9 protein-coding genes, 1 other RNA gene and 1 pseudogene are annotated in these 14,163 nt (G+C 38.2%); 5 read left to right on the top strand and 6 right to left on the bottom strand.

Translation table 11 applies throughout. The annotated features are described in order from the left end of the window. Positions 1 to 67 precede the first annotated feature (67 nt). Complete coding sequence (locus NK987_RS01800) at positions 68 to 2,638, bottom strand: family 20 glycosylhydrolase (RefSeq protein ID WP_259262482.1); 2,571 nt, start codon at positions 2,636 to 2,638, stop codon at positions 68 to 70. 289 nt (positions 2,639 to 2,927) lie between these two features. Between NK987_RS01800 and NK987_RS01805 the strand changes: the two genes are divergently transcribed. Then, positions 2,928 to 4,064 carry an acyltransferase family protein gene (locus tag NK987_RS01805; protein WP_259262483.1) on the top strand — a complete coding sequence of 379 codons (1,137 nt, stop codon included), beginning with the start codon at positions 2,928 to 2,930 and terminating at the stop codon, positions 4,062 to 4,064. A gap of 55 nt (positions 4,065 to 4,119) precedes the next feature. Here NK987_RS01805 and NK987_RS01810 read toward each other — a convergent pair whose 3' ends face one another. Next, complete coding sequence (locus NK987_RS01810) at positions 4,120 to 4,689, bottom strand: DUF3109 family protein (protein WP_259262484.1); 570 nt, start codon at positions 4,687 to 4,689, stop codon at positions 4,120 to 4,122. 366 nt (positions 4,690 to 5,055) lie between these two features. On the opposite strand from NK987_RS01810, the gene rnpB reads away from it, so the two are divergent. Next, positions 5,056 to 5,461, top strand: an RNA gene (rnpB, locus tag NK987_RS01815) — RNase P RNA component class A. A 23-nt stretch (positions 5,462 to 5,484) separates the two neighbouring features. Further along, positions 5,485 to 6,642 carry a sigma-54-dependent transcriptional regulator gene (locus NK987_RS01820; RefSeq protein WP_258423341.1) on the top strand — a complete coding sequence of 386 codons (1,158 nt, stop codon included), beginning with the start codon at positions 5,485 to 5,487 and terminating at the stop codon, positions 6,640 to 6,642. A gap of 187 nt (positions 6,643 to 6,829) precedes the next feature. Here the strand turns inward: NK987_RS01820 and NK987_RS01825 are convergent, their stop codons facing one another. Beyond that, positions 6,830 to 7,843, bottom strand: a complete 1,014-nt coding sequence (locus tag NK987_RS01825) for a LuxE/PaaK family acyltransferase (protein ID WP_275982484.1) — start codon at positions 7,841 to 7,843, stop codon at positions 6,830 to 6,832. A 53-nt stretch (positions 7,844 to 7,896) separates the two neighbouring features. Between NK987_RS01825 and NK987_RS01830 the strand changes: the two genes are divergently transcribed. Then, positions 7,897 to 8,571, top strand: coding sequence for a hypothetical protein (locus NK987_RS01830; RefSeq protein ID WP_259262485.1), 675 nt, complete (start codon positions 7,897 to 7,899; stop codon positions 8,569 to 8,571). Between the two features lie 74 nt (positions 8,572 to 8,645). Here NK987_RS01830 and NK987_RS01835 read toward each other — a convergent pair whose 3' ends face one another. Further along, complete coding sequence (locus NK987_RS01835; RefSeq protein ID WP_259262486.1) at positions 8,646 to 11,063, bottom strand: alpha-ketoacid dehydrogenase subunit alpha/beta; 2,418 nt, start codon at positions 11,061 to 11,063, stop codon at positions 8,646 to 8,648. 442 nt (positions 11,064 to 11,505) lie between these two features. On the opposite strand from NK987_RS01835, the gene ald reads away from it, so the two are divergent. Beyond that, positions 11,506 to 12,624 (top strand): alanine dehydrogenase, encoded by a 1,119-nt coding sequence (gene ald / locus NK987_RS01840; RefSeq protein WP_259262487.1) that lies wholly within the window; start codon positions 11,506 to 11,508, stop codon positions 12,622 to 12,624. Positions 12,625 to 12,683: 59 nt separating this feature from the next. On the opposite strand, the gene NK987_RS01845 is transcribed toward ald, so the two are convergent. Both NK987_RS01845 and NK987_RS01850 read right to left on the bottom strand, forming a co-directional pair. Continuing rightward, positions 12,684 to 13,697 (bottom strand): FAD-binding domain-containing protein, encoded by a 1,014-nt coding sequence (locus NK987_RS01845; protein WP_258423507.1) that lies wholly within the window; start codon positions 13,695 to 13,697, stop codon positions 12,684 to 12,686. A gap of 69 nt (positions 13,698 to 13,766) precedes the next feature. Then, positions 13,767 to 14,150, bottom strand: a pseudogene (locus NK987_RS01850) (deoxyribodipyrimidine photo-lyase); the annotation flags it as partial. Between the last annotated feature and the right edge of the window lie 13 nt (positions 14,151 to 14,163).

Genomic DNA, 14,163 nt, shown 5'->3' on the forward strand with positions numbered 1-14,163 from the left:
AATTCAGAAGTGACTTATGCTCAGGATTTGAAGAATGAAAATCCAAATTCAGAATAGTTGTTTCAAATCATTTGATCTCTGAAATACCCCCGCCATTTTCTGTTGTTGAAAAAGCTCGAAGCTTCACCTGACCTTTGAATGGAATTGGACCTTCATAAACTTTTGAATTGCCATCAGGATCACTGCCGTCTTCTGTGTACCGGATAGTCAATCCGGGATTTTCAACATTGGCATGAAGCTTACCGTCACTGACTTTGGCCCCGACTTTTGGCAAGTGGTAGTTAAAACCTCCAAAGAGGTATTCCAATCGGGGAATCTCCTTTTGTCCAAGAGCATTGGCAAATAAATTCCAATCTTTTTCCATCTCAATTTTCCTTTTTTCAGTGTCAGCAATTGCTGTCCATTCAGGATCCTGAGACCATGCCCTTTCTACATATCCCAACATTTTTGGCAAAATGTAATATTCCATCATTTCTTGGCCTTTGATGGTTTCGGACCACAACTGACCGGAAACACCCTTGATTTTTTTCCTTCCTTCTGCTGTCAGCATGGCTTTATTCTTTGACAGAGTCTCGATATCAATAGGATTGCCATACATGTCGGTTTCATTTGAATTAAAGTTATTTAAAGGAACCGTTCTCCAAGCTGTCTTCGTATCCACAAATCCAGACCATTGATGGCCGGGTTCATCAGGATCCATATTGTAAGCAAGGTCAAAATAGAAATTCGAAGAATTGCAGATTATTACTTCATAGCCTGCATTGGCCAATTGGTAAGCCATATCTTCTCCACCCCATCCTGCTACTGCATTCCAGGCATAGGCCCTGAATCCTTTATTTGCAAAGACGGGATTAGGTCGGATGACTTCCTTTCCGTTTTCATGTACTTCCAATTGTCCGATTTCTTCCCAACCTGCAGTCTGGATTCCTCTTTCTTCAAACATTTTGCTGACTCGGTTATAAAAATAATTCTGAAGGTCATTTCTCGTATCTATCCCTTCTGTATCAGCAATGAATTTTTCGCAAACCGGCGAATTGGTCCAAGCTCCTTTTGGCACTTCATCCCCACCTGTATGAAAAGTGCGGATTGGAACATCCGCCTCCTTATACATTGCCAGAATCTCATCCACCACTTTCTCATAAAAAGTGAATGCGGATTCCTGACAGATACAGATGGTATTGCCTCTGAAATTTTGGGCGGATAGATATTCGGATTGATCAGCAAAATCTTCCAGAAGATATTCTAAAGCCCCCTCTTTATCATCGGATTTCATCTTGTCATGGTATCTTTTTCTCATGGCAATAATTGCAGCACGGGAATGGCCCGGAGCTCCGATTTCGGGAATTACTTCGATATGGCGTTCTTTTGCATACCTTAAAATTTCCTTAAAATCCTCCGTTGAATAAAATCCTGTGCCATTCGGTGATTTATCTTTGTCAGCACCAGATGCATAATATGGCCAAAGAAATTGGGATTCATCTTTGGAATGGCCCCGTTTGCTGCCAACTTCGGTCAACTCCGGCAAACCGGGAATTTCAATTCTCCAACCTTCGTCGTTGGCCAGATTGAAATGAAAAACATTCAATTTGTAAAAAGCTATGAGGTCAAGGATTTTGAGGATGGCTTCTTTGGATTGGAAATTGCGTGCAACATCAAGGAAAAAACCACGGTATTCAAACCGCGGTTCGTCTTCTATGGATATCTTAGGTAACTCCAATTTATCCGCAGGAGAAGTAAAAGAAGACAAGGGCAGCATAGCCAACAAAGACTGGATTCCATAAAAAGCTCCTTTTGGATTGCTAGAGCTGATTTCTATTTTTTTACCAATATTCAAGGCGTATGCTTCCTGAGAAACTTTGGATGGATCTTTCAGGATTAAAATGGATGCATCTTTTGAGGATGATATTTCAATTTTTCCTTTAAAAAAGGTTGAAAGTCTTTCTTTAAGGAGCCAGGCTTCTGTTTCAAAATCAGGATCAGCATAAATCGAAATATTGTCTGAAAGTGTCAATACACCCTCTCCCAATTGGAAAGATTTTGGAGTGGGGATGATGGGACTGAAGTCTTTTTCGGAAAGAAGGCTCAGGTTTTTGTTCCTTTCAAAAAGGAAAGCAGGATCAGGAATCGGTAAATTGCTTCCTGCAACAGCGTTCAATTGGTCCTGAATTTCGATTCGTGAGGCTGTAAAATCCACTATCGGATGGCTTTCTTCACTATCGCCAAAAACTATATAAATTCCTGTAGGCGTGTGGCTGTTTTTCAATAAAAAATTATCAGAAGAATAGGAAAATGAATAAGTCTCCCCTTTCTCCAAAACAGGAAATCCATTTTTCGGTTTGATCCTGAAAAAATCGCCCGAAAGGTGTTCTATTGAAACCAAAGAATCCAAAACCTGAGGTTTTACCGATAGAAAAATTGTGTTGAAATAGATTTCCCAATCCGGTTTCAAAGGTTGGTCCCCGTTATTGGTAAGCAGGAATTTTGCCCGGTGAAATTGTTCAGGAGAGATTTGGTTTTGTTCAAGTTCCCAATAAATCCTAAATTCATCTGGATTGAATTTCTCTTTTTTTGACTGACAAGAATTAAAGACATGAACCAAAAGCAGGGCTAAAGCAATTTTTTTGAATATTGGATTCATTTCCTGTTGAGTTAATTTTGATTGGGTATTGCGATGAAAAAAAACCTAAATTTTAGAATTCAATTTATCAAAAAAGATGAGAATTTGAAAAACAGATCAGTGAGGTTAAGTAATATCTTCAGGAAATTTGATAGACAAAAACAATTCCATAGACAATACAAATGGTAATTAGGTTGAAGCAATGCATAAATAGCAAGACAAGGATTTTTTTTCGTTTGGCATATCGCTTTTCAAAAAATTTACATTATGTTTATTTTGATTGAATAATTAATCCCAAAACCCAAAATCTATGACTGCATCACCGATTGGTATCCCAATTCAGGAACGCTATTTAGCTTTAGATGTACTGCGCGGACTGACCATCGCTTTGATGGTTGTTGTCAATACTCCGGGAAGTTGGAGCCATCTTTATGCGCCTTTCGCCCATGCTGAATGGCATGGATTCACCATCACTGATCTTGTATTTCCGACTTTTCTTTTTGTAGTAGGCAATGCCATGAGCTTCAGTATGAAGAAAATGGAACAGGGTGTTTTTTTGAAGAAGGTTTTCAAAAGAGCTGCACTGATTTTTCTGATTGGATGGGGGTTGAATGCCTTTCCTTTCTTCGAATACAATGAATCCGGGGAAATTGTAATGATCAATTGGGCAGAGGTAAGGCTTCTCGGTGTTCTTCAAAGAATAGCTCTTTGTTATCTTTTAGCCTCCCTGATCCTTTTTTATTTTGGAAAAAAAGGGGCAATCCTTTATTGTATCGTCTCCTTGTTTGGCTATTGGGCGGTCCTGTATTTCTTTGGAGATCCTGCAGACCCTTACTCCATGTTGGGCAATTTCGGGTCAAAACTCGATCTTTTGCTCATTGGGGAGCGGAATCTCTATATGGGAGAAGGAGTCCCCTTCGAACCTGAAGGATTGTTAAGTACTTTTCCTTCTGTAGTCAATGTCATTGCGGGTTATTTTGCAGGAAAATTGATCCAACAAATTGGGAATAACATGAAAACAGTCAAATCCTTGTTTTTTGGAGGATTGATTCTGATCGTTCTTTGCCTGATTTGGGATATGGCTTTTCCCATCAACAAAAAATTATGGACAAGTTCCTATGTGCTCTTGACAGTTGGACTTGATTTATTCTTGATCGGATCTTTGATTATGGTTATTGAAGTATGGAAAAAAAGAAACTGGACATACTCTTTTGAAGTTTTCGGCAGAAATCCATTGATCCTTTACGTCCTTTCCGGTGTCGTGATTACCATATTCTACTCCATTGAAATAGGAGGTGAAAGCCTAAAAGGTATCATCTATGAAGCTGCTTATACAAGTTGGCTTTCTGATAAAACCGCTTCTCTCCTATTTGCCATCTCATACATGATTTTGATTTGGTTGATCGGATATTGGATGGACAGGAAAAAAATCTACGTCAAGGTCTGAGAAAGGAATTGGAAGGTTACAATGGTCAAAAGTTATAAGGTTATCAGACCTCGGATCAGAACGTGCCTTCTATTTCAGCTACCAGTTCAGCATACCATCCAGGACCGAATTTCCTGATTAAGGCATCTTTTAGAAACTTATATACAGGTACTCCCAAACTGCTTCCCAAGACACAAGCTGCACTGCAGATATCCCATCTGTCGTAGTTAAGGGCTTCAAATTCGTCATATTTCTTGATCCGGATAGGATAAAGATGGCAACTTATCGGTTTTTTAAAGCCTGTTTTCCCATCTAAATACGCTTGCTCGATACCACATTTCAGAATTCCCCTGTCATCATACAAAGCGTAGGCACATTCCCTATTTTCACCGATGGTTGGAGTGCCCTTGTCCCCGTCTTTATCAATAACCCAAGTTCCTTGAGCTTCAATGGCTGCCCTTCCTTCAGGTGTGATATAATCTTTGATAATGGGGTAGATTTTTTCCAAAACTTCGGTTTCATCATCTTCCAAAGGAGCCCCTGCATCACCTTCCACACAGCACGCCCCTTTACATTTTTCCAAATCACAGACAAAAAACTGTTCCTTGATATCATCACTGATTACGGCATTTCCTACTAAAATCATTTCATCGCTATTTTGACTACAAATAAACAAAGAAGGAAATTCAAAGACTTAAAAAATCCAATCTTTATTGGTCTGCATCCTAAAGTAGATTTTACCTGTGGTTTAAAAAAAGAACCGTCCCATTTTCATGGAACGGCTCAACCCAGCACTATGAAGAAAAGCTATTTAAGCCTTTAGAATACAAACACAGTGATCTCCATATTGTTTTAGTATTTTTTTGATTTTTTTCAAAACCATAAATTATTTCTCAAAATTATCAATTATTGATATTTGGACACATGTTAATTTGATTATTGGTTGGTTATTGAATCCTACCACCCAATCAACTTCCTTAGCCAACTTTGGAGAATTTAACTTAATTTGCAAAGTGCAAGCCGACTTGCCGCTGGTCTGAGGTTAATTCTTCGGAAAAGAGGAAAGTCCGGGCAACATAGAGCGCCATACTTCCTAACAGGAAGGTGTCAAACTGGAGACGGTTTGATAACAGAAAGTGCCACAGAAAATATACCGTCCTGATACCTATCGGGATAAGGGTGAAATGGTGGGGTAAGAGCCCACCGCTTTCTCAGTGATGGGAGAGGCAAGGCAAACCTTATGGGTTGAAAGATCAAATAGGTCCCGCAATGAAACTAGTTTCATAAAAGGTGGCTCGTCTTTATGCGGGATGGGTAGATCGATTGAGCCTGGTTGCAAAATCAGGCCTAGATAGATGGCAGGAGATTCATCCATTAAGGATGTTGAACAGAACCCGGCTTACAGGCTTGCACTTTTTTTATTCATCATTAAAAACCAAATATGTCCAAAATCCTTATCATCGACGATGAAAGAATAATCAGGTCAACCCTTAGGGAAATACTTGAATATGAGAAATATGAAATCTCTGAAGCTCAGGATGGAGAGCAAGGCCTGAAAATGATGCAAGAAGAGGACTACGACCTCGTCCTTTGTGATATCAAAATGCCAAAGATGGATGGTATCGAGGTGTTGGAAAAGGCCGGAGAACTCGATAAGTCCCCACAGTTTATAATGATCTCTGCACATGGTTCAATAGAAACAGCAGTAGAGGCCACTAAAAAGGGGGCTTTTGATTTTATTCCAAAACCACCGGATCTAAACCGCCTTTTGTTGACTGTGCGGAATGCCTTGGATAAAAAGAATCTCGTCTCTGAAACCAAGGTTCTCAAGAAGAAACTTTCCCAAAAACTGGATATGGTGGGCGCCTCACAAGCCATCATGCACGTGAAAGACACTATTGAAAAAGTAGCCCCAACGGATGCCAGGGTTTTAATCACAGGACCTAACGGAACGGGCAAGGAGCTTGTAGCACATTGGCTTCATCAAAAAAGCAATCGGTCAAGTGCTCCTTTTGTAGCTGTCAACTGTGCCGCCATACCTTCTGAACTAATTGAAAGTGAATTGTTTGGACATGAAAAAGGATCTTTTACTTCAGCAGTTAAACAAAGAATTGGGAAATTTGAACAGGCCGATGGTGGAACGCTATTTCTTGACGAAATAGGAGACATGAGTCTGTCAGCCCAGTCAAAAGTATTGAGGGCACTACAAGACCATAAAATCACCCGTGTGGGTGGGGATAAAGACATTAAAGTGGATGTCAGGGTACTAGCCGCCACAAATAAAGATCTCAAAAGAGCCATCGAAGAAGGCAATTTTAGGGAAGACCTTTACCATAGACTTAGCGTAATCCTGATTCAGGTACCGGCATTAAAAGACCGCAAAGAAGACATCCCGCTTTTGGTGGAAAAATTCCTTGAAGATGTCGCTGCTGAATATGGAACTGCCAAAAAAGAAATATCAAAAGAGGCTATTTCCAAACTTCAGGAATTTCCTTGGACAGGAAATATACGCGAACTTAGAAATGTGGTTGAAAGATTGATAATCCTGGGTGAAAAAACAATCAGTCTGAATGACATAAAGAAATATGCTGACTATTAAAGGTCAGCATACTTTTTATCCTTTAATTTCTTTACTATCCAAAGCTTTGGCATATGCAGGACATGGTTTGCTTGAAGCACATGCACCCAAGGCCAAAAGACCTACTGCCATTACAATAATTGCTACTTTTCTCATAAATGTTAGAGTTTTAAATCCAAATATGTTTAATAATAAAAGGAATACAAAATTAATTTAGCATTAAATTACAGCCTCGGATTTCACTGTTATCAAATCTACCCAAAACTTCTATTTTTTCCTCAGCAATTTTTCTACCCAAATCCTGCGTTTCGATAAAAGCACAAGAATGAAAGTTTGCCAAATCAATGATATTAATACCACCTTGAGAACGGTCAGACCAAGAAAAAGGATCATTTACATCCCTGATGTAAACGCGGATACAGGGCGGTAAATTGTATATTCCCTCTCCTTTGGAATACGCCTGGGACATAAGCTCTGTCATTCCATATTCCGAATGGATTTTATCCAAACGAAAGCCGGATTTTAAAATATGATGTAGTTCATCTCTGATCATTTCTTTTCGTCTTCCTTTCATCCCCCCTGTTTCCATTACAATCAGGTTTTCGTTTTTAGGCATTGAACCCACCTGCTCCAAAAGATCTATCAATGCAAAAGTTACTCCTAGCAACAATACTTTTTCCTTCTTTGTAGCGAGCTTTTCTAATTTAGATCCAAGCTCTTGGTAATTGTATAGGTAGAATCCCGAATTTTCGGATCCCGACCTGGAAATAAAATAATTCGCCATACTCACCAAAGAACTTCCTTTTCTTTCAAGGTAGGATGGTAATAAAGCCAAAACATGATATTCACTGATATTCCCATACTCTGCTTCAAATAGATTAAGGGAATGTTGCAAATAAAATTCCTCTGACCAATAATAATGTTTGCTGGTAATAGCTCCCGTTGTTCCGCTACTGGAGAAGAAATCCTCAAAATTATCCATTGATCCAGAAACTATCTGATGGTTTTTAAAAAAACTGATCGGTAAAAAAGGTATATCCTTTACTTCAATTACCTTCTTTTCCAATAAACCTCTTGCTTTGACATATTGCCTATAAATGGCATTGTTTTCCAATTGAAATTTGTATAATTCAAGTGCAATTTCCTCAAATTCATTTGAATCGAGAGTCAGAACTTTCTTGCCAAAACATTTAAAATAATTGATCGTTTTATTAATTGTCATTCAAAAGTTAAGATATTTTGACCTCGTAGAATTTCTTGTAAATTTACAACGGCATGAGCAATGTAAAAAACTATCTGATTTTATTATCTATCCTTTTTGTATCGGGGTCCTGTATATCACCTCCTGACAATTTCCCTTCTACTCCTGAAATATCATTCAAAGATTTGAATTTTTCCTCATCTGATGGGGCCGATTCTTTAATTCTATCGATTAATTTTAAGGATGCCGAAGGGGATTTAGGATTAAATCCAAGTGACGTAGACCCTCCATTTAATCCCGTAACTTTCAAAAGAGATAATTCAGGAAATCTCATAGTTTACAGTGCAAGGCCTCCTGAAGCTCCATCTTTCAACCCGATTGATTGGGTAATCAATCCAATTGTTAACAATGCGACGGTACGTGATACCGTTTGGGTAGAACAAAACGAAGACCATAACAATATCTTTGTGAGATTTTTCATCAAAAGGAATGGGGTATATACTGAATTCAGATGGCAAGACCCTCCTTTTTTTACCACATTCAATGGTCGTTTTCCTAGGATTATCAATGGAAATGAAGCTTTGCCTGTTGAAGGAAGCATTCAATATTCAATGCTTTCTTTTGGTTGGAATTCTATTTTCAGAAATGACACCTTGAGGATAGATGTAGAAATTCAAGACAGATCACTGAATAGGAGTAATATCGTTTCGAGTCCAGAAGTGACCCTAAATCAAATCCGCAGAGAATAAATTCAAATCAAAAAATCATAAAAAATGGTCTCCAATATCATAATGGAGACCATTTTTTTGCCCTAGGTGGAAGGTTAAAATATGTTGGGAAACAGATTCGGATTTGAATCATTCATCATTGCATATACTTTTTCAACTACATCATCCACTGATGGTTTGGAAAAATAATCTCCATCAGAAGAATATGCAGGTCTGTGTGCTTTCCCGGCTAATGTGCCTGGCTCCACATCTAGGTAATAGTATCCTTTTTGATCTTCTATGACCTGCTGCATCATAAATGCAGTAGCGCCACCCGGAACATCTTCGTCAGTAAATAGAATTTTATTGGTTTTCTTCAAAGATTCCACAATCCTGTGATCGACATCAAAAGGCAACAGAGTCTGAACATCAATTATTTCAATGTCAATTCCCATTTGAGTAAGTTCTTCGGCTGCTTCCAACACGATCCTGCACATGGACCCATAAGTGACAACTGTTAAGTCTTTACCGGATTTTATCACTTCTGGCTGACCGAGAGGGACCTTGAACTGACCAATATTTAAAGGCATTTTTTCCTTCAATCTATATCCGTTTAAGCATTCTATAACCAAGGCCGGCTCATCAGCTTCCATCAAAGTATTGTACATCCCTGCAGCTTGCGTCATGTCTCGTGGCACACAAATCAGCATCCCTCTTAAAGAATGTAAAAGCATTCCGATGGGGGAACCTGCATGCCAAACGCCTTCCAACCTATGTCCTCTAGTCCTGACAATTAAAGGTGCCTTTTGGCCTCCTTTTGTCCTGTATTGAAGGCAAGCCAGGTCATCAGCTAAGGTCATTAAAGCATAATGAATATAATCCAAATATTGGATCTCAGCCATAGGTCTTAGACCTCGCAGTGCTGCTCCTATGCCTTGACCAATGATAGTAACTTCTCTAATTCCGGTATCTGTAACCCTATTTTCTCCATATTTTGCCTGTAATCCAGCAAAGGCCTGATTAACGTCTCCAATTTTTCCAACATCTTCGCCAAATGCAAAAAATTTGGGTTCAGTTTTTAATAGATGATCAAAACATGCCTGTAGAATCTCCCTTCCGTCAACCATTACTGCATCTTCAGGATATTCTGCTTTGACAGGTACTATATTTTCAGCTTTCCAAGATGAATGGCTGTATAAATGAGAGTTATACCGGTCTTCATTCAATCTTTGTTGCTCAGAATACCAAGCTAATAATTTTTCCCTAGCATCTGAATTCTCCTTTTTTGTAGTCCAAAGAGCTCTTCTAACAGTGCTTATGACGTCTTTTCTAATAGGATTCAATGCTTTGGTCAATTCTTCATTCAACTGATCCACCTGAACAGACTCAGTTGTGGATTTGGACAACGCAAGTAGAAGTTTGGAAGCTTCTTCCAATTCTGATTTTATTTCACCTGCAAAAGCTTTCCAAGCCATTTCCTTTTGGCTTTTCACAAAGCTTTTAGCCTCAACATCGATTTCATTTAGCTCTTCTTCAGTGACTTTCCCAGTATTAATGAGATATTCTCTGAATTTAAGTATACAATCATTCTCTTTTTCCCAAGTGAGACGTTCCTTTGATTTATATCTTTCGTGAGAACCAGAAGTAGAGTGACCCTGTGGTTGGGTCATTTCAATCACATGGATGATAACAGGTACGTGCTCTTCACGGGCAATTCTAGACGCGTTTTCATAAGCTTTGTCCAAAGCTTCATAATCCCATCCTTTTACAACAAATATCTCAAATCCCTTTTGGTCATCATTTCTCTGGAAACCCCTCAAAACTTCGGAAATACTTCCTTTGGTAGTATGGTATTCATTTGGCACAGATATGCCATACCCATCATCCCAAATTGAAACAACCATAGGAACCTGTAAAACACCGGCAGCATTGATAGTTTCGAAAAACATCCCTTCAGAAGTAGATGCATTGCCTATCGTACCCCAAGCAACTTCATTTCCATTATTACTGAAATGACTCAGGCCTTTCAAATCCTGATTCTCTCTAAACAACTTGGAAGCATATGCTAGACCAAGCAATTTAGGCATCTGACCTGCTGTAGGAGAAATATCGGCTGAAGAGTTTTTCATTGAAGTCAGGTCCTTCCATGACCCATCGTCATTTAAAGACCTAGTGGCAAAATGCCCATTCATCAGCCTTCCAGCAGAGGCCGGCTCCAATTCGGCATTTGTATGCGCATAGAGTTGGGCAAAATATTCCTTTACGGTCGATTCACCAATCGCAAACATGAAAGTTTGATCCCTGTAATAACCAGCCCGAAAATCACCCTTTTGAAAATGCCTGGCCATCGCAATTTGGGCGAGCTCTTTCCCGTCGCCAAAAATTCCAAATTTAGCTTTTCCCATAAACACTTCTTTTCTGCCCATCAAGGATGCTTGACGGCTTTCCTGAGCGATTCGGTATTCTTTAAGCAAAGATTCTCTCTCAAACACGGTAGGGCTTTTCTGTTTGGAATATGTTACCAATTCATTCATTTTTTTTAATCTAGAAGCTAGTTGGGTTAATTACTAATCAATTACAAGTATTTCAAAAATAAAGAAAATTGACATTTTTACAAATTTAAAAACAGAATAATTTTGATTAATTTCAATAAAAAATTTTGATTAAAGATATTAAATATGTGTTTTACAAAATAAAATTTCTTTTAAGTAAAAAATGCAATCTAAATAAATTATGAAATCCGAATTCCACAGATTAAATTATCAGCAAAATCAATTAAAAAAAAACCTCCAAAATATTTGATCCAAATAATATTTTTTTTGAAATTTTATTAAGAAAAGTGAGATATAATAGAATAATATTTTATTTTTTATTCTATTTCTTACAGCATTCAAAATAATTGAATGGATAATGGTTTTTAATAATAGCCACATATTATCTTTGGGCTTCTAATTAGAGAACCCAAATTTTAACAATATGATAATCGGTACCCCAAAAGAAATCAAAAACAATGAAAACAGGGTGGCATTGACCCCTGCCGGAGCCAAGGAGTTGGTAAAAAGAGGCCATCAGGTCTTTGTACAGCATACTGCCGGAATAGGAAGCGGGTTTAGTGATGAAGAATATGTATCTGCTGGAGCGACCATTTTACCTACAATCGAAAAGGTATATGCGATAGCAGATATGATCATAAAAGTGAAAGAACCGATTGAACCCGAATATAAACTGATCAAAGAAAAACAATTACTGTTTACTTATTTCCACTTTGCTTCTTATGAACCGTTGACAAAAGCTATGGTTGAGAGCAAAGCTGTATGTCTAGCTTATGAAACTGTTGAAAAAACAGACAAAAGCCTTCCCCTATTAATTCCGATGTCAGAAGTAGCAGGAAGAATGGCAATACAAAAAGGCGCAAATTACCTTGAAAAGCCTTTGAAGGGAAGAGGAATTCTATTAGGTGGAGTACCAGGAGTTTTACCTGCAAAAGTATTGATTCTTGGTGGTGGTATTGTGGGAACCCAAGCTGCATGGATGGCCGCCGGATTAGGTGCTGATGTGACCATTATGGACGTTTCACTTGCTCGAATGAGGTACCTTGCTGATGTAATGCCTGCAAATGTCAAAACCATGATGTCAAATGAGTATAACATCAGGGAAATGGTAAAACATTCAGATCTTATAGTCGGTGCAGTATTGATCCCGGGAGCAAAAGCTCCCCATTTGATCACGAGAGATATGCTGAAAATAATGAAGCCGGGAACTGTCTTAGTAGATGTGGCAGTAGATCAGGGTGGTTGCATTGAAACTTGCAAACCGACTACTCACGAAAATCCAACTTACATCATTGATGATGTTGTTCATTATTGCGTAGCCAATATGCCGGGTGCTGTCCCATATACTTCTACCTTGGCATTAACTAACGCTACTCTACCATACGCTATTCAATTGGCCGACAAAGGATGGAAAAAGGCTGCTCAACAAAATAATGATCTAATCCCAGGATTGAATGTCATCAACGGAGACATCGTTTATAAGGCTGTTGCTGAAGCATTCAATATGGATTATGTGCCGGTAGAAAAGTATTTGGCTGATTAATATCGTTTGAAACATTTTGAAAAGCCCCTTTGAAATTATCAGAGGGGCTTTTTTTTGCCTTACATTTTTCTTGAAGCTAGCGTATGTTTTTTCAAAATCATTTTAGAATACTTAATCACTTCATCATCCCGTTGTGCTTGCCACAACTGAACACGGGCAATTCTTCCCGAGATTTCCGGATCAACAATAGGTAAAGGATAATCAACCCCTAATTCAAAGCCAAAAATCACTTGTTCTAGTTTTGTTATTTTCCAAGGTTCATGGACTTGACCGGCTGGCAATTTAGAAAGTTCAGGAACCCATTTTTTTATAAAATTTGCGTTTGGATCATGGTCAAGGGATTGTTTGATAGGATTATAAATCCTGACCGTATTGATACCTGTAACCCCAGCCTGCATCTGAAGCTGGGGATAATGAATGCCCGGCTCAAAATCCAAAAAATATCTTGCCAAATGATTTGCACCCTCTCGCCAATCCATTAGTAAATGATGTGTTAAAAATGAAACCAACATGGCCCTCATTCGGAAATTCAAATATCCAGTCTCTTTCAGGCAACGCATACATGCATCAACCAAAGGAAATCCTGTTTTCCCTTCTTTCCAAGCAATGAGTTTGGATTTATTTTTTTGTTTTTCAAATTTATCAAAACCCTTATTTAGGTTTTCAAATTCTATTCTACATTCCATTTCAAACTTTTGAATGAAATGGCAATGCCATTGAAGTCTTGATTGGAAATTTTTAACATTACTTTTTGAAGGATTCTCAGATTTATATTTTTCAGCTTCCTGGTAGACTTGCCTTATCGACAAATTTCCCCAAGCTATGTATGGGGATAATCGGCTACATGACTTTCTACTTTCATCAGGTTTGCTGATATTCTTGCTATAATTCAATACCCTTCCCCGAAAAAACGATTCCATATACCTTCTCCCGATTGACTCCCCTCCCTCCTGCATATTTGGATGACGGACTTTCCAATCTTTGGGAAGATCCCTTTCTTTAATTTCATTTAGGAAATTAAAATCAAAAAAAAAGCCTTTGGAAAAATCAGGATCTTCTAGAGGGGAGTTCATGAATTTTACCCAGTTTTCTGCCCAATTAGCCCTATCTTTAATTCCTCTTATGGCACCATTTTGAGGAAATTCTTTCCACTTGATATCATTTTTTTTAAAAAACCGGCTTACAATTTTGTCTCTTTCATAGGAAATTGAGATACCGGTTTCAATATGTGAAAAGATTGTTTCAACCTTTACAAGGGCCAGTATTCTTTCAAAGAAATCAATTGCTTCACCATGATGGACAAAAATTTCAGAATTGATAGCCTTTATGGATTGATTAAAACTCTGAATGCTTTGGTAAACAAATCTCCAATGCCTCAAGTCATACTGAGGCGAATTAACCAAACTAGGTTCAAAAAAATAAACCATAAAAACAGGTAATCCACTTTCTAAAGCTAATTTTAAAGGTAAATGATCTTTTGTCCTTATATCTCTTTTAAACCAAACAATATTGATTTTTTCCATCATCTTAAAAACATTA

It is taken from the genome of Aquiflexum gelatinilyticum (genome assembly GCF_024813435.1).
Taxonomy (GTDB): Bacteria; Bacteroidota; Bacteroidia; order Cytophagales; family Cyclobacteriaceae; genus Cognataquiflexum; species Cognataquiflexum gelatinilyticum.